The organism is Pseudochelatococcus lubricantis, assembly GCF_011762225.1.
GTDB lineage: Bacteria > Pseudomonadota > Alphaproteobacteria > Rhizobiales > Beijerinckiaceae > Pseudochelatococcus > Pseudochelatococcus lubricantis.
The window spans coordinates 138,110-160,837 of the sequence record NZ_JAASQI010000002.1 but is presented as its reverse complement, the minus strand read 5'-3'; the positions used below and the strand labels follow the sequence as shown (position 1 = coordinate 160,837).

General features: G+C 67.6%; 18 protein-coding genes. 7 read left to right on the top strand and 11 right to left on the bottom strand.

The features are described 5' to 3' along the window. Position 1: 1 nt before the first annotated feature. Together FHS82_RS04465 and FHS82_RS04460 are read right to left on the bottom strand one after the other, a co-directional pair. Positions 2-1,015, bottom strand: coding sequence for an alpha-ketoacid dehydrogenase subunit beta (locus FHS82_RS04465; protein ID WP_166949246.1), 1,014 nt, complete (start codon positions 1,013-1,015; stop codon positions 2-4). Between the two features lie 2 nt (positions 1,016-1,017). Beyond that, a complete protein-coding gene (locus FHS82_RS04460; RefSeq protein WP_166949243.1) occupies positions 1,018-2,274 on the bottom strand; it encodes a 3-methyl-2-oxobutanoate dehydrogenase (2-methylpropanoyl-transferring) subunit alpha in 1,257 nt (418 codons plus the stop codon). 354 nt (positions 2,275-2,628) lie between these two features. Between FHS82_RS04460 and FHS82_RS04455 the strand changes: the two genes are divergently transcribed. Further along, positions 2,629-3,744 carry an alkene reductase gene (locus FHS82_RS04455; protein WP_166949241.1) on the top strand — a complete coding sequence of 372 codons (1,116 nt, stop codon included), beginning with the start codon at positions 2,629-2,631 and terminating at the stop codon, positions 3,742-3,744. A 39-nt stretch (positions 3,745-3,783) separates the two neighbouring features. On the opposite strand, the gene FHS82_RS04450 is transcribed toward FHS82_RS04455, so the two are convergent. Together FHS82_RS04450 and FHS82_RS04445 are read right to left on the bottom strand one after the other, a co-directional pair. After that, positions 3,784-4,773, bottom strand: a complete 990-nt coding sequence (locus tag FHS82_RS04450) for a DMT family transporter (protein ID WP_166949239.1) — start codon at positions 4,771-4,773, stop codon at positions 3,784-3,786. A gap of 180 nt (positions 4,774-4,953) precedes the next feature. Then, positions 4,954-7,179 (bottom strand): heavy metal translocating P-type ATPase, encoded by a 2,226-nt coding sequence (locus tag FHS82_RS04445; RefSeq protein ID WP_166949237.1) that lies wholly within the window; start codon positions 7,177-7,179, stop codon positions 4,954-4,956. Between the two features lie 84 nt (positions 7,180-7,263). Between FHS82_RS04445 and FHS82_RS04440 the strand changes: the two genes are divergently transcribed. Beyond that, positions 7,264-7,692, top strand: a complete 429-nt coding sequence (locus tag FHS82_RS04440) for a MerR family transcriptional regulator (protein WP_428982477.1) — start codon at positions 7,264-7,266, stop codon at positions 7,690-7,692. 9 nt (positions 7,693-7,701) lie between these two features. Here FHS82_RS04440 and FHS82_RS04435 read toward each other — a convergent pair whose 3' ends face one another. Both FHS82_RS04435 and FHS82_RS04430 read right to left on the bottom strand, forming a co-directional pair. After that, positions 7,702-9,564 carry a Na/Pi cotransporter family protein gene (locus tag FHS82_RS04435; RefSeq protein WP_166949235.1) on the bottom strand — a complete coding sequence of 621 codons (1,863 nt, stop codon included), beginning with the start codon at positions 9,562-9,564 and terminating at the stop codon, positions 7,702-7,704. A gap of 89 nt (positions 9,565-9,653) precedes the next feature. Continuing rightward, positions 9,654-10,424, bottom strand: a complete 771-nt coding sequence (locus FHS82_RS04430; RefSeq protein ID WP_343042505.1) for a FadR/GntR family transcriptional regulator — start codon at positions 10,422-10,424, stop codon at positions 9,654-9,656. A gap of 367 nt (positions 10,425-10,791) precedes the next feature. Between FHS82_RS04430 and FHS82_RS04425 the strand changes: the two genes are divergently transcribed. Continuing rightward, entirely contained in the window at positions 10,792-12,504 is a 1,713-nt protein-coding gene (locus FHS82_RS04425; RefSeq protein WP_343042504.1) for an L-lactate permease, read from the top strand. A 63-nt stretch (positions 12,505-12,567) separates the two neighbouring features. Here FHS82_RS04425 and trhO read toward each other — a convergent pair whose 3' ends face one another. Further along, positions 12,568-13,599 carry an oxygen-dependent tRNA uridine(34) hydroxylase TrhO gene (trhO, locus tag FHS82_RS04420; RefSeq protein ID WP_166949233.1) on the bottom strand — a complete coding sequence of 344 codons (1,032 nt, stop codon included), beginning with the start codon at positions 13,597-13,599 and terminating at the stop codon, positions 12,568-12,570. Between the two features lie 361 nt (positions 13,600-13,960). Between trhO and FHS82_RS04415 the strand changes: the two genes are divergently transcribed. The 4 genes from FHS82_RS04415 to hemN all read left to right on the top strand — a co-directional run bounded on the left by FHS82_RS04415 (position 13,961) and on the right by hemN (position 18,642). Beyond that, a complete protein-coding gene (locus FHS82_RS04415; protein ID WP_343042503.1) occupies positions 13,961-14,797 on the top strand; it encodes a sulfite exporter TauE/SafE family protein in 837 nt (278 codons plus the stop codon). Beyond that, positions 14,781-15,458: a FadR/GntR family transcriptional regulator gene (locus FHS82_RS04410; protein ID WP_166949231.1), complete on the top strand. Its 678-nt coding sequence runs from the start codon at positions 14,781-14,783 to the stop codon at positions 15,456-15,458. The genes FHS82_RS04415 and FHS82_RS04410 overlap by 17 nt, the downstream gene beginning before the upstream one ends. Positions 15,459-15,661: 203 nt before the next feature. After that, on the top strand, positions 15,662-17,170 hold the full coding sequence (locus FHS82_RS04405) for a catalase (protein WP_166949228.1): 1,509 nt from the start codon (positions 15,662-15,664) through the stop codon (positions 17,168-17,170). Positions 17,171-17,289: 119 nt separating this feature from the next. Next, positions 17,290-18,642 (top strand): oxygen-independent coproporphyrinogen III oxidase, encoded by a 1,353-nt coding sequence (gene hemN, locus FHS82_RS04400; RefSeq protein ID WP_166949225.1) that lies wholly within the window; start codon positions 17,290-17,292, stop codon positions 18,640-18,642. Between the two features lie 52 nt (positions 18,643-18,694). On the opposite strand, the gene FHS82_RS04395 is transcribed toward hemN, so the two are convergent. The 4 genes from FHS82_RS04395 to FHS82_RS04380 form a co-directional block, all read right to left on the bottom strand. Further along, complete coding sequence (locus tag FHS82_RS04395; protein WP_166949222.1) at positions 18,695-19,705, bottom strand: LacI family DNA-binding transcriptional regulator; 1,011 nt, start codon at positions 19,703-19,705, stop codon at positions 18,695-18,697. Between the two features lie 75 nt (positions 19,706-19,780). Next, positions 19,781-20,602, bottom strand: a complete 822-nt coding sequence (locus tag FHS82_RS04390) for an ABC transporter permease (RefSeq protein ID WP_166949220.1) — start codon at positions 20,600-20,602, stop codon at positions 19,781-19,783. Next, the gene (locus FHS82_RS04385) at positions 20,599-21,444 is read right to left on the bottom strand and encodes an ABC transporter permease (RefSeq protein ID WP_166949218.1); all 846 of its coding nucleotides are present in this window, start codon (positions 21,442-21,444) and stop codon (positions 20,599-20,601) included. The genes FHS82_RS04390 and FHS82_RS04385 overlap by 4 nt, the downstream gene beginning before the upstream one ends. Before the next feature lie 122 nt (positions 21,445-21,566). Then, on the bottom strand, positions 21,567-22,703 hold the full coding sequence (locus FHS82_RS04380) for an ABC transporter substrate-binding protein (RefSeq protein ID WP_166949215.1): 1,137 nt from the start codon (positions 22,701-22,703) through the stop codon (positions 21,567-21,569). Positions 22,704-22,728: the final 25 nt, after the last annotated feature.

The window sequence follows — 22,728 nt, the reverse complement described above, 5'->3', positions numbered from 1 at the left end:
CTCAGCCCTCCATCGTTTCGGCCAGCGCGCGCGCCACGCGGGCGGGGCCGGGGAAGTAGTCCCACTCCTGCGCATGCGGATAGGGCGTATCCCACCCCGCGACGCGCGCCACCGGCGCCTCCAGATGGTAGAAGCAGTGCTCCTGCACCAGTGCCGCGAGTTCCCCGCCGAAGCCCGACGTGAGCGTCGCCTCGTGCACCACGACGCAGCGCCCGGTCTTCGCGACGGAGGCGACGATGGTGTCGAGGTCGAGCGGCACCAGCGTGCGCAGGTCGACGACCTCGGCGTCGATGCCGGTTTCCTGCGCGGCGGCGAGCGCCACATGCACCATGGTGCCATAAGCGAGAACGGTGATGGCGGAACCGGCGCGCGCCAGCGCCGCCTTGCCGAGCGGCACCGTGTAATGTCCGTCCGGCACGTCGCCCGCCGGGTGCTTCGCCCACGAGACGACGGGGCGCTCGTGATGGCCGTCGAACGGGCCGTTGTAGAGGCGCTTGGGCTCCAGGAAGATCACCGGATCGGGGTCCTCGATGGCCGCGATCAACAGGCCCTTGGCGTCGTAGGGATTGGAGGGCACCACCGTCTTCAGCCCGGCGACGTGGGTGAACAGCGCCTCCGGGCTCTGGCTATGCGTCTGCCCGCCGAAGATGCCGCCGCCCGTGGGCATGCGGATGACGATGGGGCAGGTGAACTGGCCGTTGGAGCGGTAGCGGATGCGCGCCGCCTCCTGCGTGATCTGGTCGTAGGCAGGATACATGTAGTCCGCGAACTGGATTTCCACGCAGGGCTTCAGCCCGTAGGCAGCCATGCCGATCGCCGTGCCGACGATGCCGGATTCGCTGATCGGCGCGTCGAAGCAGCGCGTCTTGCCATATTTCTGCTGCAGGCCCTGCGTGCAGCGGAACACACCGCCGAAGTAGCCCACGTCCTCGCCGTAGACGACGACGTCCTCGTCGCGGCCCATGGCGATGTCCATGGCGCTGCGGATGGCCTCGATCATCGACATCTGCGCCATGATCATATCCCCGTCTGCTGGCGCTGGCGCACGAGATGCGGCGGCATTTCCGCATAGACGCCCTCGAACATGTCGCGCACCGAGGGCTTGCCGCCGGAATGCAGCGTGCCGTAGCTCTCGGCCTCCTTCTGTGCCGCGATCACTGTGTCGAGGATTTCGGCCTCCGCCTGCCTGTGGCGCTGGTCCGACCATACGCCACGCACGATCAGGTGGTTCTTCAGCCGGATGATCGGATCGCCAAGCGGCCAGGCGTCCGACTCGTCCCTGGGGCGATAGGCGGACGGGTCGTCGGAGGTGGAATGCGCGCCCGCGCGGTAGGTGACGTATTCGACGAGCGTCGGCCCCAGATTGCGCCGCGCCCGCTCCACGGCCCATTTCGCCACCGCGTGGACGGCGAGGTAGTCGTTGCCGTCCACGCGCAGCGACGGCAGGCCGAAGCCAAGCCCCCGCGCGGCGAAGGTGCCGGCGCCGCCGCGCGCGATGCCCTGAAAGGTCGAGATCGCCCACTGGTTGTTGACGACGTTCAGCACCACGGGCGGCTTGTAGGTGGAAGCGAAGACGAGCGCCGCGTGGAAATCGGACTCGGCGGTGGAGCCGTCGCCGATCCAGCCGGCGGCGATCCTGCTGTCGTGCCTGATGGCGGAGGCCATTGCCCAGCCCACTGCCTGCGGGAACTGCGTCGCCAGATTGCCGGATATGGTGAAGAAGCCGTGCTCCTTCGAGGCGTACATGATCGGCAACTGGCGGCCCTTCAGCGGATCGCGGGAGTTGGAGTAGATCTGGTTCATCATATCGACGAGCGGGTAGCCGCCCGCGATCAGCAGGCCGGCCTGCCGATAGGTGGGGAAATTCATGTCGCCCGGCGCCAGCACCTTGCGGAAGGCGCAGGAGATCGCCTCCTCGCCCAGATGCTGCATGTAGAAGGAAGTCTTGCCCTGCCGCTGCGCGATCTGCATGCGCGCGTCGAAGGTGCGCAGCGTCATCATGTCGCGCATGCCGGCGAGCAGCTCTTCGTCCGTCAGCATCCCCGCCCACGGCCCGGTCGCCTCGCCCGCGCGGTTCAGCACGCGGATGATCGAGAAGGCGAGGTCGCGGATGTCCTCCGGGTTGACGTCGATATCCGGACGCGGCACGGCGCCGGCGTGGGGAATGCGGACGTTGGAGAAATCCGGCGCGCCGCCCGGGCGCACCTCCGGCTCCGGCACGTGCAGACTCAGGCGCCCGTCACCGGGCACCGCCGACCCCGACCCGATCGTCATGGCCGCTCCCTTTCCTGGTTCCCACTGTCTTCTTCCCCGGCATCTCTCGCGAACGGGACGCCTTTTCGCAATAGTATCCCGGCCCGGGCCCAAGTCCAGACGGCGCGTATGCGCCGCTGCAAATAACAACAAACCGCCCGCCTGCCCGCCACGGGCGGGAAGATTGTTGCCGCGGCGCCCGGCGTTGCTTTTCATTCAGGTGCAGATGAAACCATACAGGGTGTGCGTCGGCGCACAGCCTGCGCCGAAACCGCTTGCAGGCATGACGCGGCGCCATACTATACTTCGCACGTGCAGCAACAGGCGCCGGAAACGCCTCTCCCGGCATCCCGCGCCCCACCGAGGACGATCTTCATGGCGAACCTGTTCGATCCCGTTACCCTGGGCGATCTCACGCTTGCAAATCGCATCGCGCTCGCGCCGCTCACGCGCAACCGCGCGCCGAACGCCATTCCCACCACGTCGACAGCGCTCTACTACACGCAGCGCGCCACGGCCGGCCTGATGATCACGGAAGCAACCGCCATCACCCATCAGGGGCAGGGCTACGCCGACGTTCCCGGCCTCTACGCGCCCGAGCAACTCGCCGGCTGGCGCAAGGTAACGGATTCCGTGCACGAGGCCGGCGGCCATATCTTCGTGCAGCTCTGGCACGTGGGGCGCATCTCGCACACCGCCCTGCAGCCCGGCGGGCAGGCGCCGGTGGCGCCCTCCGCCATCCGCGCGAAGGCGAAGACCTACCTGATCGCTGCGGACGGCACCGGCTCCTTCACCGAGACCTCCGAGCCGCGCGCGCTCGAAGCCGCCGAACTGCCAGGCATTGTCGAGGATTTCCGCAAGGCCGTGCGCGGCGCGGTTGACACGGCCGGCTTCGACGGCGTCGAAATCCACTCCGCCAACGGCTACCTGCTCGACCAGTTCCTGCGCGACGGCTCCAACCACCGCACCGACGCCTACGGCGGCAGCATCGAGAACCGTCTCCGCTTCCCGCTGGCAGTGACGAAGGCCATCGTGGAGGAGATCGGCGGCAAGCGCACCGGGATCCGCATCTCGCCCGTCACCCCGGCCAACGACGCCAGCGATCCCGATCCGCAGCCCCTGTTCGAGGCCTACGTGCGCGAACTCGCCGCCTTCGACCTCGCGTACATCCACGTCATCGAAGGCGCGACCGGCGGCAATCGCGACTACCGGCAGGGCGATACGCCCTTCGACTACGCGAAGCTGAAGGAAGCCTACCGGCAGGCAGGCGGCAAGGGTGCGTGGATCGTCAACAACGGCTACACGCTCGAACTCGCGCAGGCCGCCGTCGCGGAGGGACGCGCCGATCTCGTCGCCTTCGGCCGGCCTTTCATCTCCAATCCCGATCTTGTGCGCCGCTTCAGGGAGCACGCGCCGCTGAACGAGCTTGATCCCTCCACGCTCTACGGCGGCGGCGACCACGGCTACACGGACTATCCGGCGCTCGGCTGAGGCCGTTGTCCGACAGGGGCGGCGGTTCGAACTGCCGCCCTACTCCGCCGCTTCCTGCCGCAGAACGGGCTCCGGCGCCGCCCGCTTGCGGCGCGTGGCGAGGCTCAGCTCGCGGAACCAGATGTAGATGCCGGACCCGATCAGGATCGGCAGGCCGATGAAGAAGTAGATATCGGGCGCCTGCGCGAACACGAGCCAGCTCCCCAGCGCCATGAAAACGAGCTGCGCATAGGTGAAGGGGGCAAGCGTCGTCGCCGGCGCGAAGCGGTGGGCGATCGAATAGAACGTATGTCCGACCAGCCCGGCCAGGCCGATCAGCACGCACGCGAACCAGCCCGCCGGCGTGTGCGGCCATGTCCAGCCCTGAAAGGCGAACGGCAGCGCGAAGGCGAAACCCGTGAACGATATGTAGCACTGCTGCGTCAGGCTCGAATCGACGCCGGCGAGCTTGCGCGTGAGAATGGCGTAGAAGGCCATCAGCACCGCCATCGCCAGCGAATAGAGCATCGCCGGGTGAAGCGACGCCGGATCGGGGCGGATGATGATCAGGATGGCGGCGAAGCCCGTCAGCACCGCCAGCCAGCGCTGCCAGTCCACCCGCTCGCCCAGCGCCACGCCCGACAGCAGGCACAGGATCAGCGGCGAGCTGAACATGATCGAGCCGGTGATGGTCAGCGGCAGGTATTTCAGTGCCATGAAGTTGGTCGCCGTGGTGCCGACCATGCAAAGGGAGCGCAGCACCTCCAGCTTCAGCGAGCGCGTGCGCATGACCGAAAGCCCCTGGCTCGGCAGGAACACGAGCGCCAGCACGGCGCAGGGCAGCAGAAAGCGTATGAACACGATCTGCCCTTGCGGCAGGCCCTCGCCGACAAGCCATTTCGCGGAGCCATCGATCATCGACATCGTCATCGCCCCCGCGACCACGAGCAAGATGCCGACCCCCCGCCGGTCGGCCATGGCCGGCGCTTCGGGCGCGGCAGGACGGGAACGCGGGAACTTGGTCGCGGGCCGGGTCAAGGGCTCGGTCATGGCGGACATACTCGCAGTGGGCGTGAGGAAGGCGTTCGCGTCACGGAAAAAGCGCGGAACAGTACCCCGCGTCCGTGCGACCATACCACCGATCACGATGCTTTTACCCATGCGCCGGCCGCAATCCTGACCGGGAAATAACTTGGAGCATTTCCAGCCGCGCAGGCCAGACGCGGGGCCTCAGCCCCGCGCCTTCCAGCCCAGCAGGCGCAGGGCGTTCGCCGTGACGAGAACGGTCGCGCCCGTGTCGGCGAGGATGGCGGGCCACAGGCCGGTGACGCCGAGAATCGTCGTGATCAGGAACACGGCCTTGAGGCCGAGCGCCAGCACGATGTTCTGGCGGATGTTGGCCATGGTGGCGCGCGAAAGCGCGATCATGGCCGGGATGTCGGCCATGCGCCCGTGGAGCGCGGCGGCGTCCGCCGTCTCCAGCGCCACATCGGTGCCGCCGCCCATGGCGATGCCGACATCGGCAACGGCCAGGGCCGGCGCGTCGTTGATGCCGTCGCCCACCTTCGCCACCACCTCGCCCTTCGCCTGCAGCGCGCGCACGATGCGGCTCTTGTCCTCGGGCAGCAGTTCGGCATGGACACGCCCGGCCGCCGGCGCGAGGCCGAGTTCGTCCGCGATGGCACCCGCCGTGGCGCGGTTGTCGCCGGTGAGCATCACCGACGACACGCCGAGCCGCGCGAGCCATTCCAGGGCGGCGCGGGCATCCGGGCGCAGTTCGTCGCGCAGGGCGATGAAACCGGCCGGCACACCGTCGACGGTCAGCACCGACACCGTCTTGCCACCGCCGTTGAGCGCCCCGACGACAGCCGCATGCTGAACCGACAGGCCGGCGTCGCCCAGCGCGCGCGGCGACAGCAGCGCCACCTCCAGCCCGTTCACGATGCCGGCGACGCCCTTGCCCGCCAGCGCCCGCACCCCGCTCGCCTGCGGGATTGTCAGCCCTTCCGCCCGCGACAGGATGGCGAGCGCCAGCGGATGGTTCGAGCCGCGTTCGAGTGCGGCCGCATAGGCCAACACCTCGTCAACCGCCAGCCCGACGCCCTCCACATCGGTGACGACAGGCCGCCCCTGCGTCAGCGTGCCGGTCTTGTCGAAGGCGACCGTGGTGACGCGGCCGAGCCCCTCCAGCACGGAGCCGCCCTTGAGCAGCAGGCCGCGCCGCGCGCCCGCCGACAGTCCGGCCGCGATGGCCGCCGGCGTCGAGATCACCAGCGCGCAGGGGCAGCCGATCAGCAGCACCGCGAGGCCACGGTAGATCCACACGCCCCACTCCCCGCCGAAGAAGAGCGGCGGCACGACGGCGACCAGCGCGCCCAGCACCAGCACGGCGGGCGTGTAACGGGTGGCGAAGCGCTCGATGAAGCGCTCGGTCGGCGCCTTGCTCGCCTGCGCCTCCTCGACGAGACGGACGACGCGGGCAATGGTGTTGTCGGCGGCGCGCGCCGTTACCTCGACACGCAGCACGGCATCGGTGTTGATGGTGCCCGCGAAGACGCGCCCGCCCGGCCCCCTGGTGACCGGCACGCTCTCGCCCGTCACCGGCGCCTCATCGATGGCGCTCTCGCCCTCCACGATGACACCATCGGCGGCGATGCGGTCACCGGGCCGCACGGTGATGATGTCGCCGGGCACGAGATCGGCGGCGGACGTCTCGACGAGGGCGCCGCCGCGCGCGACGAGCGCCACGTCGGGCACGAGCTTCGTCAGGCCCGAGATGCCCGCGCGTGCGCGCTGCGTGGCCAGGCCTTCCAGCAGTTCGCCGATCAGGAACAGCACCACCACCATCGCCGCCTCTTCGGCCGCGCCGATAATGAAGGCGCCGCCGGCGGAAATCGTCATCAGCGTTTCGATGGAGAACGGCGTGCCGGCGCGTATCCCCGCCCAGGCGTGGCGCGCGATCGGCACGAGGCCGATGAGCAGCGCGACGAGGAACGGCCATTGCCCCGATTGCGGCACGACAACGCCGATGCCGTGCGCCACGACCAGCGCCGCGCCGCAAGAAAGGATCAGCCGCGCCTTCGGCGACCGCCACCACTGATCACCGCTGAAATCCGCGTGACTGTGGGCGTGTCCGTCATGAGCATCGTGATCATGGTCATGGTCATGACTATGGTTATGATCGTGCTCATGTTGGTGGTCCTCGTGCCGGTGATCATGCCCGTCGTGCCCGGCATGGCGGGAGCCGCCTTCCAGCGTGTAGCCGAGCGCCTCCACCTCGGCCGGGACGCGGCGGAGATCGGCGCCCTCTACCGTCAAGGTGCCCGTCATCACGGAGACATCGACGCCAGTGACGCCCGGCAGGCGCGCCACCGCCGTCTCGATTTTCCGGGCGCAGGCAGCGCAATCCATGCCACCGACCCGGAACGTCACCCTTGCACCCTGCGTATCCGTCATTGCCTTCGCATCCTTTCCGCCCCATATGCGCGGGTGTACAACCTCTAGTCACTGGAGGGTCAAGAGGGTTCGTTCCGGAGGTTCATGATGGATATCTCGATCGGCGAGCTGTCGCGGCGCACGGGGGTGAAGGTCGCGACCATCCGCTACTATGAACAGGCCGGTCTCGTCTCCGCGCCACCGCGCAGCGAGGGCGGGCAGCGCCGTTATGACGCAGCCGCCGTGCGGCAGCTCAACTTCATCCGCCACGCGCGCGAACTCGGCTTCGAACTCGCCGACGTGCGCGAACTGCTCGCCATGACAGCGCGGCCGCAGTCCTCCTGCCACGCGGCGGACAGCATCGCCCGCAAGCATCTGGAGGAAGTGGAGCGGCGCATCGAGAGCCTCACGGCCCTGCGCGCGGAGCTGGCCCGCATGGTGGCCGAATGCGGCCACGGCCAGGTCTGCGACTGCCGGGTGATCGAGGTGCTGGCCGACCACGGCCTTTGCCGGTCGGATCACCACACGCATTGATGCCGGCGCTTACGCCGCCGTGATCAGCGGTTCTCCGCCCGCGCCGACGCGCAGGTCGCGCAGCAGGTCTCCCGCGTCTTCGCCGGCGCGGATCAGCAGCAGCGTGCGCAGCCCGCGGGTGATACGCCCGACATAGCCGAGGTCGTTCAGCAGGGAGCTGAGCTGCATGCCGTCCATCCTGTCGTCGCGCACGGCGGCGAAGATGTGGCTGCGGAAGCGCGTCTCGAAGGCGCGCTGCTGCCGGTCGAACTCGTCGAGGCGCTCGTCCCATCCCGCGTCGTCCGGGCCGAGGAGGGCGATCTCGCGCGTGTCGTGCAGCACGCAGATGAGATGGCTGCGCAGTTCGACATAGGCGTCGCGCGCTGGCGTGTCGGGGCCGCGCAGGTAGTGGCCGAGGTTCTTCTGCAGGTGCTTGGCGTCCTTGACGGTCTCGACGAGCTGCATCGCCGCGAGCTGGCTGGCCATCCAGAACGGCCGGTGCACGACGTCCTCGACGGGCATGTCGATGCGGCTCATGAAGGCGAGCAGGTCGCTGTAGACGCCCTTGATATGGCGCTGGTACAGCGTGTCGGCGTCGAGATAGCCGTCGCCCGGCCGCGCGGCGAGCAGCGCCTTGTCGTGGGTGGCGCGGTCGAGTTCCGAGACCGGCAGGTAGAGCGCGTGGCAGATGACCTCGATGCTGAGGCGCGCGAGGTGCAGGAGTTCGTGGACCACGGCGCTCGCCGCCGTGTCGAAGGACTGTAGCGCCTGCCGGTTGAGGTAGCGGGCGCGCGTCGGCGCGACGGGCGCACCGCCCTCGGCAGACGCCGGGATGAGCACATGCGGCTCCTCCCGCTCCGGCAGCACGCGCTCCAGCCACCGCGCCAGCGCGCCGCGCACCGGCCAGAACACCAGCACGCCGAGCAGATTGAACAGGGTGTGGAAGATCGCGAGCATGATCAGCTCGTTGTCGGCAAAGCCGATCAGCGCGGCGCTCTCCTTCGTCAGCCACACCAGCGGCCCGATCAGCAGGAACGACAGCACGGCGGTGACCACGTTGAACAACACGTGCGCGAGCGCGAGGCGCTGCCCGCTGCGGTTGCCGCCGAGCGCCCCCGCGAGCCCGGTGGTGACGCTGCTGCCGACATTGGCACCGATGGCGATGGCCGCCGCCTGCATGAGTTCCACCTGCCCGAGCGACAGCGCGGTGAGCGTCAGCATCAGCGTGGCGTGCGTCGATTGCAGCACCATGGTGAGCAGGAGCCCGAGCCCGGCGAAGACGAGATGGCCGAGCATGCCCCCGATCTGGTATTGCGTGAGATCGAGGCCGTCGGTGACGGTCGAGAAGCCGGCGCGGATCTGGTCGATGCCGAGGAAGATGAAGGCGATGCCGAGCAGGATGCGCCCGGCCGCCCGGGCCCGCGCGCCACGGAAGCTCGCGAGCACGCCGAAGACGACGAGCGGCAGCGCGAGCGGGCTCAGGCTGAAGTTCTGCCCCGCGAGCGCCAGCAGCCAGATGCCTGTCGTCGCGCCCAGATTGGCCCCGAAGATGATGGCGATGCCCGCCGCGAGGCCTATCAGCCCCGTGGAGATGAACGCGATCGTCATCAGCGACACGAGCGTGCTCGACTGCAGCATGGTCGTGCCGACAAAGCCGACCATGAGGCTTCTCAGCGGCGTCTCGGTGCTGCGGGCGAGCGTCGCCTCCAGCTTTTCCCCGGCGAGGTCGCGCAGGCCCTCCTCAAGGCACTGCATGCCGAACAGAAACAGCGCGAGGCCAGCGCAGAGCTGCATCCAGCGATCGTTCGACCAGAAGCTCCATGCCAGCGCCACCGCGCCGAGCAGCAGCACGACATTGATGGAATACTGACGCAGCGTTCCCGTGCCGGTCATGATGGCCTTGCTCCCGCTTTTACACGTTTCCGGATAGCCGAAATCCGCCGCCGCCGCCAGCCTCCCGCGCGGTGGAAACGAGGCGTGCGTCAGGAACTGACGATGTCGCGCCGCCCGAGTCGCCGCAGGGCGACGTTGAGCCGCCTTTCGTCGCGCCGGACGGCCAGCAGCGATTCGTGGGTGAAGCGGATGTGGTCGCGGGCAAGCGTCTCCGCCCTGCCGGAGTCGCCGGCGAGGATGGCGTCGGCGATGGCCTCGTGCTGCGCCAGGAGGGCGTCGCGCACGCCGGCGCGGGTGTAGAGCCGCGCGCGGTTGAAGAGGATATCCCGGCGCAGCATGTCCGCGAAAGTGCGCATGACATGCAGGACGACGAGATTATGCGCGGCCTCGTAGACGAGCAGATGCAGCTCGGCGTCCACCGCCGCCTCCGTCTCCGGCTGCGGAACCGCCACGTCATGCGCGCTTTTCATCCGCGCGATGCAGGCGCTTATCTCGGCCCGGTCGACATCCGTCGCCCGCGCCGCCGCCATGCGCGCCGCCGCCGCGTCGATGAGCTGGCGGAACTCGAAATAGTCGTCCAGGGCGCGGTCGCTCGACTGCAGCAGCCCCGCCAGCGGATCGATCAGCGGCGCGAGGAACTGGGCGACGAAGGTGCCCCCCTTCGTCGTGACGACGAGCCCACGCTTTTCCAGAATGTCCAGCGCATCGCGCAGCGACGGCCGCGACACCTCCAGCCGTTCGGCCAGCTCCCGCTCGGAGACCAGCCTCTCGCCAGGCCGCAGCACCCCTTCGAGGATGAGCAGTTCGAGGTGCTCCGCAATGCCGTCGGCCAGCTTGCGCGTCTGTACGGGCTCGATCACGACACAACCTCTTCGGGCGACGCCCTGTGGCGGAACGCACCGGCATCAACGGGAATCACCGGCCGGCGCGGGAGAATACGACGATGAATCCCCGCCCGTCACCGGCCTGACGTCGGATCGCACCCGTTCTTCCCTGCCGGACGCGACGGAAAATGATGATGTCACAAATCGAATAATGCAAATGAAAGAACATACTTTTGTCCAGATTGCATGTCTGGCAAAAATATTTTACCACCCTCGCGGTATTGCGCGATATTGTCGCACCGGCGCATGCCGGCAGACAATAACGACAAGCGGCAGCGCACTTGGAAAAGTCCTTCCCGGAAAGCCCTCGCCTTTCGGGATCATGCTTCAGGAGGAAGCGACCGTGATATGGAATCAAGTTTATGATCCGTTAGGCAGTCTGGCCCTGTCCACCCTGTTCGCTGCGATCCCGGTCGCCGTGATGCTCGTGGGGCTGGGTTTCCTGCATATGAAGGCGCATTATGCGGCGTTGTCCGGCCTCGTGGCGGCGCTCGTCATCGCCGTGCTGGTCTTCGGCATGCCGGCGGAGAAGGCGGGCCTCGCTGCCGTCTATGGCGCGGCGTATGGCCTCGCCCCCATCGGCTGGATCGTGCTCAACATCATCTTCCTGCACCGCCTGACGGAGGAGAACGGCTCCTTCCGCATCCTGCAGCGCTCCATCGCCAGCGTCACGGATGACCGCCGCCTGCAGCTCCTGCTGATCGCGTTCTCGTTCGGCGCGTTCTTCGAAGGTGCGGCGGGCTTCGGCACGCCAGTGGCGGTGACCGGCGCCATCCTGATCGGCCTCGGCTTCTCGCCGCTCGCGGCTTCCGGCCTTGCGCTCATCGCCAACACGGCGCCGGTCGCCTACGGCGCGCTCGGCGCGCCGGTCATCGCGCTCGCCGCGGTGACGGGGCTCGACCTGATCTCCCTGTCGGCGATGATCGGGCGGCAGTTGCCCTTCTTCTCGGTGCTGGTGCCGTTCTGGCTCATCTGGGCCTTCGCCGGCTTCCGGGGCATGGCCGAGATCTGGCCCGCCATTCTCGTCTGCGGCGTATCCTTCGCCATTCCGCAATTCCTGGTCTCGAATTTCCACGGCCCCTGGCTCGTGGACGTGATCGCCGCCATCGTATCCATGGTGGCGCTGGTGCTCTTCCTCAAGGTCTGGCGGCCGCGCCGCGTATGGACCTCCACCGCGCTCGCGGGGCGTGAGGAAGCCGAGGCCGCTTCCGCCGCCGCGGCCTCCGGCCGGGCCGAAGAGGCACGCAAGGAGATCGGCATCAACGGTGGCGCGGCCGCGGCCACCATCGACCGCGCCGCGCTCGTGCGGGCCTGGCTGCCGTGGGGCATCCTCACCGTGTTCGTCTTCTTCTGGGGCACGCCCTTCGTCAAGCAGGCGCTGGACGGCCTGTCCTCCTTCCGCATCCCGATCTCCGGCCTGCACAACGAGGTGGTGAAGGTGCCGCCCGTGGTCGCCGAGGCGCATGCCGAGCCCGCCGTCTACGTGCTGAACTACCTGTCGATGACCGGCACGGGCATTCTGGCAGCGGCGATCATCGGCGGGTTGCTGATGGGATACGGGCCGCTGAAGCTCGTCGAGCTTTACGGCAAGACGATCTGGCGCGTGCGCTTCTCGCTGGCGACCATCGCGTTGATGCTGGGGCTCGGTTACCTCACCCGCTATTCGGGCCTCGATGCGACGCTCGGCCTCGCCTTCGCACACACGGGCGTTCTCTACCCGTTGTTCGGCACGCTGCTCGGCTGGCTCGGCGTGGCGCTTACGGGCTCGGACACGGCCTCGAACGTGCTGTTCGGCGGCCTGCAGAAGATCACCTCGCAGCAGCTCGGCCTCTCGCCGATACTGATGGCCTCCGCCAACTCGTCGGGCGGCGTGATGGGCAAGATGATCGACGCGCAGTCCATCGTTGTCGCCTCGACCGCGACGGGCTGGAAGGACGGCGAGGGCCCGATCCTGCGCTACGTGTTCTTCCACTCCATCGCGCTTGCGGTGCTCGTCGGCCTTCTCGTCATGCTGCAGGCTTATGTGGCGCCGTTCACCCACATGGTCGTCAAGTAAGCCGATGCGGGCGGCGGGAGCATCACGCTCCCGCCTCTCCTCTCTCTCTCTATATATATCTTGCTACTGCCCGGACTGACGTTGGCGGGAGGCCTCCTTGCGGGCCTGCTTTCTGCATTTCTGCTCCTGCGCCGTGCGGGTGGCGTCGTCGCCGAGATGGGCGAGGCCGCGTGCCCGCGCGAGTTCCACCTGCCTTTGCCGTTCCGCGACGCGCGCCTGCTTCAGGGTGCGTTCACGCGCGGCATCGCCCGCGCAATGCGGGCAGGAAACACCCTCGACAAAGGCGGGATCAGCGCACTCCATCGCAGTGAGCGGATGACGGCAGGCGCGGCAGAGGCTCGCCTCGCCTTCTACCAGCCCATGGCCGACGGAGACACGCTCGTCGAAGACGAAGCACTCGCCGTCGAAGCGGCTGCGCTCGGCCGGCACCTGTTCCAGATAGGCGAGAATACCGCCCTTGAGGTGGAACACCTCCTCAAACCCCTGCGCCAGCAGATAGGCGGAGGCCTTCTCGCAGCGAATGCCGCCGGTGCAGAACATGGCGACCTTGCGGTCGCGCGCCGGATCAAGTTCCCGCGCGACGAAATCCTTGAACTCCGTGAAGGTGCGCGTCCCGGGATCGAGCGCGCGGCGGAAGGTGCCGAGCCCGACCTCGTAATCGTTGCGCGTATCCACCACCACGACGTCGTTGCGCGCGATCAGCGCATTCCATTGATCGGGCGCGACATACGTGCCGACGATCCTCGCCGGGTTGGCCTCCGGCGCGCGCAGGGTGACGATCTCGGGCTTGAGCCGCACCTTCATGCGCAGGAACGGCATTTCACGTGCGTGGGAGAACTTGATCTCCGCCCCCGCAAGCCGCGTGTCGAAAGGCCCTTCCGCAAGCAGATACCGATGCAGGTCGGCGATGGCGTCCGGCGTGCCGGCGACGGTGCCGTTGATGCCCTCCGGCGCGAGAATGAGCGTGCCCCTGATGCGCCGCGCGCAGCAGAACGCCGCGAGCACGGGCCGGATCGCGGCCGCGTCGGGCAGATCGGCGAATTTGTAGAGCGCCATCACCTTGAACGGTTCGGCGGCGGAAGCGGAAGCGGTCATATCTCGTCCGGCGGGGAATCGGGTAACAAACCGTTCTTCTCCTGCAATGCCCGCATGCGGTCAAGCGGCGGTGGTCTCCGTGCCATTTCTGGTTGAGACCAATTGCTTATTGGTTTGATAGAGCGATTTCCGATCAGAATTCGCTCAAAATAAGGAATCGAGGAGCTATCCTCTTTCAACGTAAACAGGACAGATTCCAGCCTGCCCGATGACAGATCGCGCACGGTGAAACGTACCGTCGGTTTTTTCCTTTTGCGTTACCGAACCAATATCGTATCAAGACTGCATTGGTTCCTTGCGAGGCACGCTGTCCGCATCGTCACGGGAAAGTGCGGTGCCTTCGCCAATCCGGAGAAGCGCCGTGCCTGAACTGTTGGGGGGCGATACGTCCCAGTATCTCTTCTGGGTCGTGTCGATCGCGGTCGCCGGGCTGCTGGGCGGGCTGATCGCCGGTCTGCTGGGCGTCGGCGGCGGCATCGTCATCGTGCCGGTGCTCTACCACATCTTTTCCGCCGTAGGTATCGCCGAGACGCTGCGCATGAAGATCGCGGTCGCCACCTCGCTGGCGACGATCATCGCCACCTCCGCCGTGTCGGTGAAAAGCCATTATGCCCGGGGCGCGGTCGACGTGCCCTTGCTGAAGAGCTGGAGCCTGCCCATCGCCATCGGCGTCGTGGCGGGCGCGCTGATAGGCGGCCGTGTCGACGGGCGCGTGCTCAGCATCGTGTTCGCCACGGTGGCGTTGCTCGTCGCCCTCCAGATGACCTTCAGCGGCGCCGGCACGAAACTCTATGACGATTTCCCGAATGTTTTCGTCAAGTGGGCATCGGGCGCGTTCGTCGGCCTCATCTCCGCGCTGATGGGCATCGGCGGCGGCTCGCTCAGCGTGCCTATCCTCACAGCCATGGGCTACGATATCCGCAAGGCCGTGGGCACCGCGTCCGCCATCGGCTTCGTCATCGCCATTCCCGGCACGCTCACCTATATCGCTTCGGGCATCGGCGTCGCGGGCCTGCCGCCCTTCTCGCTGGGTTATCTCAACTGGGTGGGTGCGCTGGTGCTGGTGCCGCTGACGATGGCGATGGCGCCGGTGGGGGCGCGGCTCGCCCACACCATCCCGCGCCGGGCGCTGCAGCGCTGCTTTGCCGTGTTCCTGGCCATCACCTCGGCGCGGATGTTCTATGACCTCTTCCAGTGACCCGGCCTGCGTGCGGGCGAGCCTGCGCATGGCCATCGAGGCCGGCGAGGGCGAGGTCATCCGCGCCGGGCGCCTGTTGCCGGAGCGTGCCCTGATGGCGCGTTTCGGCGTCGGCCGGCGCATGGTGCGCGCGGTGCTGGCGGAACTGGAGGCGGAAGGGCTGGTGTACCGCCGGCAGGGACAGGGCACGTTCCTCAGTCCCACCCGCGCCCCCGGCGCGGGCCGCGGCGCGCTCGCCTCGCACACCAGCCCGCGGGACATCGTCGAGGCGCGCCTCGAAATCGAGCCGATGCTCGCGCGCCTTGCCGCCACCCGCGCCACTCCCGCCGATATCGAGCGCCTGAAGCAACTTGTCGCCCGCGCCCGTGACGCCCGGACGGGCAGCCAGTACGAACGTTTCGACAGCGCCTTCCACGCGGCCATCGCGCAGTCGGTGCGCAACGAACTGCTGCGGGGGGTGTTCGAACTCGTCAATGGCGTGCGCGCCGAAGATGCGTGGCTCAGCGCCCGCGAAATAACCTTCTCCCTCGCGCTGCGCGAGGAACTCCTGCGCCAGCACGACGACATCGTCGCCGCCCTGGAGGCGCGCGATCCGCAGGCGGCGGAGACCGCCATGCGCGCCCACCTGCGCACAGCCGGCGAACGGCTGACGGACGCCTGAGCGTTCCATCCCCGTCCTGACATTGCCCCTTCCGTGTAACGCGGCGCACCCGGCTGCGCGGAAAGCCGCATTTACGGGTTGTCTATTCTGGAACTAGAATTAATCTGAAACGATATCGTCGCCCGAATGGCGGCTCACCACGCTTCCACGGCAGACGAAAAATTCCTTCCCCCGGACGAACTGAACGTGAAAGGCCTGTATCGATGACTGATCACAAGTTCACCACCACGACGGCGGGCGCGCCGGTTGCTTCCGACGAGCACTCGCGCACCGTGGGCCCGGACGGGCCCGTCCTGCTGCATGATGTCTATCTCCTTGAAAAACTTGCCCAGTTCAACCGCGAGCGGGTGCCTGAGCGCGTCGTGCATGCCAAGGGCGGCGGCGCTTTCGGCGTGCTGAAGATCACCGAGGACATTTCCCGCTATACGCGCGCCGCCCTGTTCCAGCCCGGCGTCGAGACCGACCTGCTGATCCGTTTCTCGTCGGTGGCGGGCGAACTCGGCTCGCCCGACACCTGGCGCGACGTGCGCGGCTTCGCGCTGAAGTTCTACACGACGGAAGGCAATTACGACATCGTCGGCAACAACACGCCGGTGTTCTTCATCCGCGACGGCATCAAGTTTCCGGACTTCATCCGCTCGCAGAAACGCCTGCCGCACACCCACCTGCGCGACGCCGACATGCAGTGGGACTTCTGGACCCTGTCGCCGGAGAGCGCGCACCAGGTCACATACCTCATGGGTGACCGCGGCCTGCCCTATTCCTGGCGCCATCTCAACGGCTACGGCTCGCATACCTACCAGTGGATCAACGCGGCTGGCGAGCGCTTCTGGGTGAAGTACCACTTCCACAACCGGCAGGGCGAGCGCAACATCACCGGCAACGAGGCCGAGAAGATCGCCGGCATCGATTCCGACTATTACCTGCGCGACCTCCACGAGGCCATCGCGCGGGGCGACTATCCCGGCTGGCGCGTCTCGGTGCAGATCATGCCCTATGAGGACGCGAAGACCTACCGCTTCAACCCGTTCGATCTCACGAAGATCTGGCCGCACGCCGACTATCCGCTGATCCCGGTGGGCGAATTCGTGCTCAACCGCAATCCCGAGAACTATTTCGCGCAGATCGAGCAGGCCGCCTTCGAACCCTCGAACCTCGTGCCCGGCGTCGATGTCAGCCCCGACAAGATGCTGCTGGCGCGCGTGTTCTCCTACGCGGACGCCCACCGCTACCGCATCGGCGCCAATTACAACGAGCTGCCCGTCAACCGCCCCAAGGCGCCCGTGCACAGCTACGCCAAGGATGGCCATCTGCGCCACACCTTCGCCGAAGCCGGACATCCCGTCTATGCCCCCAACTCGCTCGGCGGGCCGCAGGCCGATCCGGCCCGCGCTGCGGAGGGGCCTGGCTGGCAGGCGGACGGGGCGCTCGTGCGCGCCGCCTACACGCTGCGCCGTGACGACGACGATTTCGGTCAGGCCGGCGCGTTGGTCCGCGACGTGTTCACGGCCGAGCAGCGCGACCGCCTCGTCGACACGCTGGTCGGCCAGTACAACGCGCTGACGCGCGATCCGGTGAAGGAACGCTTCCTGTGGTACTGGGCCAGCATCGACCCGGCCACTGGCGAGCGCATCCGCGCCCGCGTGCTGACGCGGCAAGAGCCGGCGCCGGAACCCGGCCCCGCGCTCGTCTCGGCGCCCGCCGGCGCCTGAGCCGGGCTTGAGCACCGGGCGGCCCGTTCCGCCCGGCGCTTCCTTGGCTTTGCTCAAGGAAACCTCCGCTGTATCCGGCTATGTGAACGGATCGGTCAAGTGTAATGGTGGAGAGTTTCATGCAAACGTCGATGCTGGAGAAATATGGCGCGGCCCGTCTGCCGCGATACACCAGCTACCCGACGGCGCCGCTGTTCTCCCCCGCCGTCGACGCGCGGCGTTATGGCGAGTGGCTCGCCTCGCTTGCGCCGGGCATCCGCACCGCGCTTTATCTGCACATCCCCTTCTGCCGGGCGATGTGCTGGTATTGCGGCTGCCACACCAGCATCACGCTGCGCGACCATCCGATCGAGGAATATCTGGCGGTTCTGCATGAGGAAGTGCGCCTCGTCGCGGCACGCGCCGGCGACCGCGCGGTCATCGACGATGTGCATTTCGGCGGCGGCACGCCCACCATCATGTCGCCCGATGCCTTCCTTTCCCTCATGGACTGGCTGCGCCGGCATCTCGCCTTCCATGCCGATACCGCCATCGCCATCGAGATCGACCCGCGCACCCTGACACGCGACATGGCCTTCGCCCTTGGGGAGGGGGGCGTGCGCCGCGCCAGCCTCGGCGTGCAGAGTTTCGACGAGAAGGTGCAGCGGGCCATCAACCGCCTGCAAAGCGCCGCGCGGACGGCGGAGGCGATGGCGGATCTGCGGGCGGCCGGCGTCACCGGCATCAACGTCGACCTGATCTACGGCCTGCCGCACCAGACCGAACGCTCCTGCGTCGACACCGCGCGCGAGGCCGTCGCCATGCGGCCGGACCGGCTCGCGGTGTTCGGCTACGCCCACGTGCCGTCGTTCAAAAAGCACCAGCGGCTGATCGACGAAAGCGCCCTGCCCGGCGCGCACGAGCGGGACGCGCAGGCCGAGGCCATCGCCGAGACGCTCACCGCCGCCGGCTACACACGCATCGGCCTCGACCATTACGCCCTGCCCCACGATCCGCTGGCGCTCGCCGCGGCCGCGGGACGGCTGCGGCGCAACTTCCAAGGCTACACCACCGACACGAGCGAGGCCCTGATCGGCCTCGGCGCCTCCGCCATCGGCCAGATGCCGCAGGGCTTCGTGCAGAACGAGGTACCGACGGGCAGCTATGCGGCGCGCGTCGCGGCGGGCGCCTTCGCCACAGCGAAAGGCTATCGCCTGACAGACGAGGACCGGCTGCGCGCCGCCGTCATCGAACGGCTGATGTGTGACTTCGCCGTGGACCTCGCCGCCGTCGGCCGCGCGCACAATATCGATACGGAATTCCTCATGCACGGCAACACGCGGCTGGACGCCCTGCGCGACGACGGCATCGTGGAGATCGACGCCGGCGTCGTCCGTGTGCGCCAGGACCACCGCTTCATCGTCCGCGCCGTCGCTGCCTGCTTCGACGCCTATCTCGGCGGTTCCGGACGCACCCACGGCCAGGCAGCCTGACGACAAGCAGCCTGACGACAAGCAGCCTGACGACGACGGTGGGGCACTGGGCTCAGGCAGGCGAAAAGCTCGTCCGCACCACGAGCGGCGCCGTGAGTTTCGAGCGCGCGGGGGCGCAGGCGGGGTCGGCCTGCCGCCGCTCCAGCAGTTCCACGGCGGCCAGCGCCATCGCGGCCGGATCCTGCCGGAAGGTGGTGAGTTCGTAGTTTCCCCACGCGGCCTCCGGCAGGTCGTCGAAGCCGATCACGGCGAGGTCGCCCGGCACGGCGAGCCCCACCCGGCGGGCGTGGTCGATGAGGCCAAGCGCCATCAGATCGTTGACGCAGAACACCGCCTGCACCCCTTCGGCGCTGAACAGCACCTCCCCCGCGTCGACGCCGCCCGCATAGGTTGAATCGCGGCCGTGGACGACGGCGACGTGCGCGCCCGCCCGGCGTGCCTCGTCGGCGAAGGCACGCTCGCGCTCCAGCAGGTTGGGCGTGCGCGACAGCGAGCCCGCCACCGCCAGCCGCGAGAAGCCGCGCCGCACGAACAGCCGCGCCGCCTCCCGCGCGGCGCCGTCGTTGTCGATCTGCACATGGTCGGCATCGGGCTCCGAGCGGCCGATGACGATGATCGGCTGGCCGTTGCGGCGCGCGATATCGATGAAGCTCGCGGGCGGCGAGCCGGAGAGCACCACGATCGCCTCCGCCCGGTGGCCGAAGAGGATTCTCTGCGCCGCCGCCATCTCCTCTTCCGTGCGCCCGGTGTTGATGAGCAGCGGGATGCTGCCACGCGCGATCAGCGCCTTCGACAACGCCGCAGTGAGATGTGCACGGAAGCCGACCTCCATACCCGTCACCACCATGCCCACCAGCCGGCTGCGGTTCGCGAGCAGGCCGCGTGCGAGATCGTTGACCTGATAGCCAAGCTCCTCCGCGGCGCGCATCACCTTCTCGCGCGTTTCCGAGGCGATGCTCGCGCCGGGCGTGAAGGCCCGCGAGACGGCGGAGCGCGAGACGCCGGCACGTTCGGCGACATGTTGAGCGGTGACGAAGTTGGGCCGGCCGGGGGGCGCGTTCATTGCTTCTTCTTGATGCATTTCAGGGATTGCAACTATTGCAACTGGTGCTTGTATACGGGAAGGAAGCCGGCAAGGCTACCGCCCGACGCGCGCCAGCACATCGACCTTCAGGAAGCGCTCCACCACCAGCATGAAGCCGATCGAGGGGATGAGCAGCAGCAGCGCGGTGATGGAGGCGATCTGGTAGTTGCCGCCCGCCCCCGCCGTGTAGAGCAGCAGCGGCAGCATGTTCACATCCGGCGCGCCGACGAAATAGCTGCCGGTGAACTCGTCCAGCGATTCCAGAAACACGAAGATGGCGCTCGCCAGCAGGCCGGGCAGCGCCAGCGGCAGCGTCACGTCGAAGAAGGCGCGCAGCCCCGAGGCGCCGATGGAGCGCGCCGCTTCCTCCAGTTCGGCATCCACGGCGGCGAAGGCGGCAGTCGCGATCCACACCGCATAGACGAGGCCATGCGTCGTATGCACCAGCACCACGCCCGGAATCGTGCCGTTGAGGCCGACCACATAGAACAGGCGGGCGATGTTGACATAGACGGTGAGGTTAGGGAACGCCTGCGGAATGAGGAAGGCGAGCAGCACGAGGCCGCGCAGCGGCAGCTTCAGCCGCGCCAGCGCATAGCCCGCCGGAATGGCGAGCGTCAGCGACAGCACCACCGTGAGCAGCGCCACGACGATGCTGTTCGTGAGCGATTCCACTGCGTTGCCGCGCGGCGAGAACACCCGCTCCCAATAGCTGAAGCCGAACTCAAGCGGCAGGGCGTGCGGAAAATACCACTTCTCCGCCACCGTCCACAGCAGCAGGTTGGCGAGCGGGCCGAAGATGACGAAGGCGAGCGCACCGAGCACCAGCGCGCGCGGCAGCCACCACGGATCGAGACGGGACAGGAAGGTGCTCATGACCGCTCCCGCATGGCGATGCGCAGATAGACGAGCGCCACGCCGCTCGCCATCAGCAGCGACACGAGCCCCAGTGCATTGGCAACGCCATAGTCGCCATAGGCATTGATGCGGAAGGCGATGTCCGTCGTCAGCATGGTCGGCGACTGGGCGTTGATCATCAGCGGCACGGACAGCACCGACATCATGGTGACGAAGGACAGGATCATGCCGACGAGCAGCGTCGTCGCCACCTGCGGCACCACGATCTCGAACAGGATGCGCAGCCGCGAGGCTCCGAGATTGCGCGCGGCCTCGATGGTGCCCCGGTCGATGGAGGCCATCGCCCCCGCCACCAGCAGCGCCACGAACGGCGTCTGCTTCCACACGAAGGCGATGACGATGCCGCGCCAGTCGAGGAGGCTCGTCGCCTGCATCGGCGTGATGAGGCCCATGGCGACGAAGGTGCCGTTCATCAGGCCGTTCTTGGCGAGGAACGTGCGCAGCACCTGCCCCACCACAATGAAGGGAATGAACATCGGCCAGCGGTAGAGCCAGCGCAGGATGGCGACCGCGCGCGGGTTCTCGCCAAGCGTCAGGTAGCCGCCGATGCCGATCGAGAACAGGGCGATCAGCAGCGTCGACAGCGAGACGATCACCAGCGTGAACAGCATGTCCTGCGCGTAGAAATCGAACGCCTTGATGATGTTGTCGAGCCCCAGCCCCCCCATGAACCCGCCCTCGACCTCGAAGGCGCCGATGACGGAAGCGCTCAGCGGCACGATGAAGAACAGCACCACCATCGCAAGCGCGGGCAGCACGAGGAAAAGTCCGAGAAGGCGTTGCGGCGTGAGGCTGGGCATGGTGGCGATCCGGGAACGGCGGTCCGGGGGAGCGGGAGGCCGCGCCTGCGCGGCCTCCACACCTTATATACGTTACAGTGCACGGCTACACGTTGCTGTGCACTGCGATCGCGCGACGATGATTACTTGGTCACCGTGCGCTCGTAGGCTTCGAGGATCGCGTTGTTATAGGGCGCGATGGGGAAGCGCTTGCCATAGCGGGCGAGATCTTCCGGCGTGACGTTCGTGAAGAGCTTTGCCCAGACCTTGGGGTCGAGTTCGGCCTGCACGTGCTGCGCGTCGATGCCCGGATACCAGTTGAAGCGCTCGACAATGCCCTCGGCCTGCACCTTGGGGCTCGTGGCGAGTTCGACGAACTTCTCGGCGAGTTCCTTGTTCGGCGCCTTGGAGGGGATCACGTAGTGCATCGGCTGGCCAGGCATGCCGGGGGCCGGCAGCACGAGCTTGAAGTCCGGCGGGAGCTGGCCGTTCGCCTGCCAGGAGTAGAACATGTCGACCCAGACCGGGCCGATGGCGATCTCACCGCGGCTCAGCAGGTCGAGCGTGCCGGCGTTGCCGGGGGTGAGCTGCGCGTTGGCGTTGAATTCCTTCAGGCTAGCCAGCGCCTTGTCCCACTTCTTCGTGTCGGCCTCGTCGAAGGGGCCGTTCTGCAGCTTGTCGGCGTCGGTGTCGCCGAAGGCGTAGATCCAGCCCATGACGAAGCTCACGCCCGAGGCGCCGCCCTTGATGCCGTTATAGCCGAACTGGCGCGGGTGCTCCTTGGCCCACTTCGCCAGCTCCTCGTAGCTCTTCGGCGGGTTGGCGAGCAGCGCGGGATTGTAGGCGAGCGCCGTCTGGCTATTGAACATCGGCATGACGTAACCCTTCACGTCGGTGCCGAGGGCGTTGTCGGCATTGGCGCGGGTGACGAGCTTGCCGGTGGAGATGCGGTCGCGGTAGTTTTCGAGATAGCCGTTCTTGACCAGCGGGCCGGCGAACTTCTCATGCACGACGGCGACGTCGGCGTCCCACTTCGCGACATTGGCCTTGGCCTGCGCGTCGAAACGCTCGACGATCTTCTGCGAGCCCGCATCGCCGGGGCCGGTGCCGACCGCGCGCACCGTGGTGCCGGGGTTCTGCTTCTCGAACAGCGGGCCGAGATATTCGTTGACATAGTCAACCATGTTCTGGTCGCCGGCGGTGAGCACCGTCAGCTCCGCCGCCGTCACCGGCGAGATGGTGAGGCCGAAGGCGAAGGCGGCCTTGAAAAGGGTCTTCATGGTGTGTCTCCAAAAGGGCAAACAA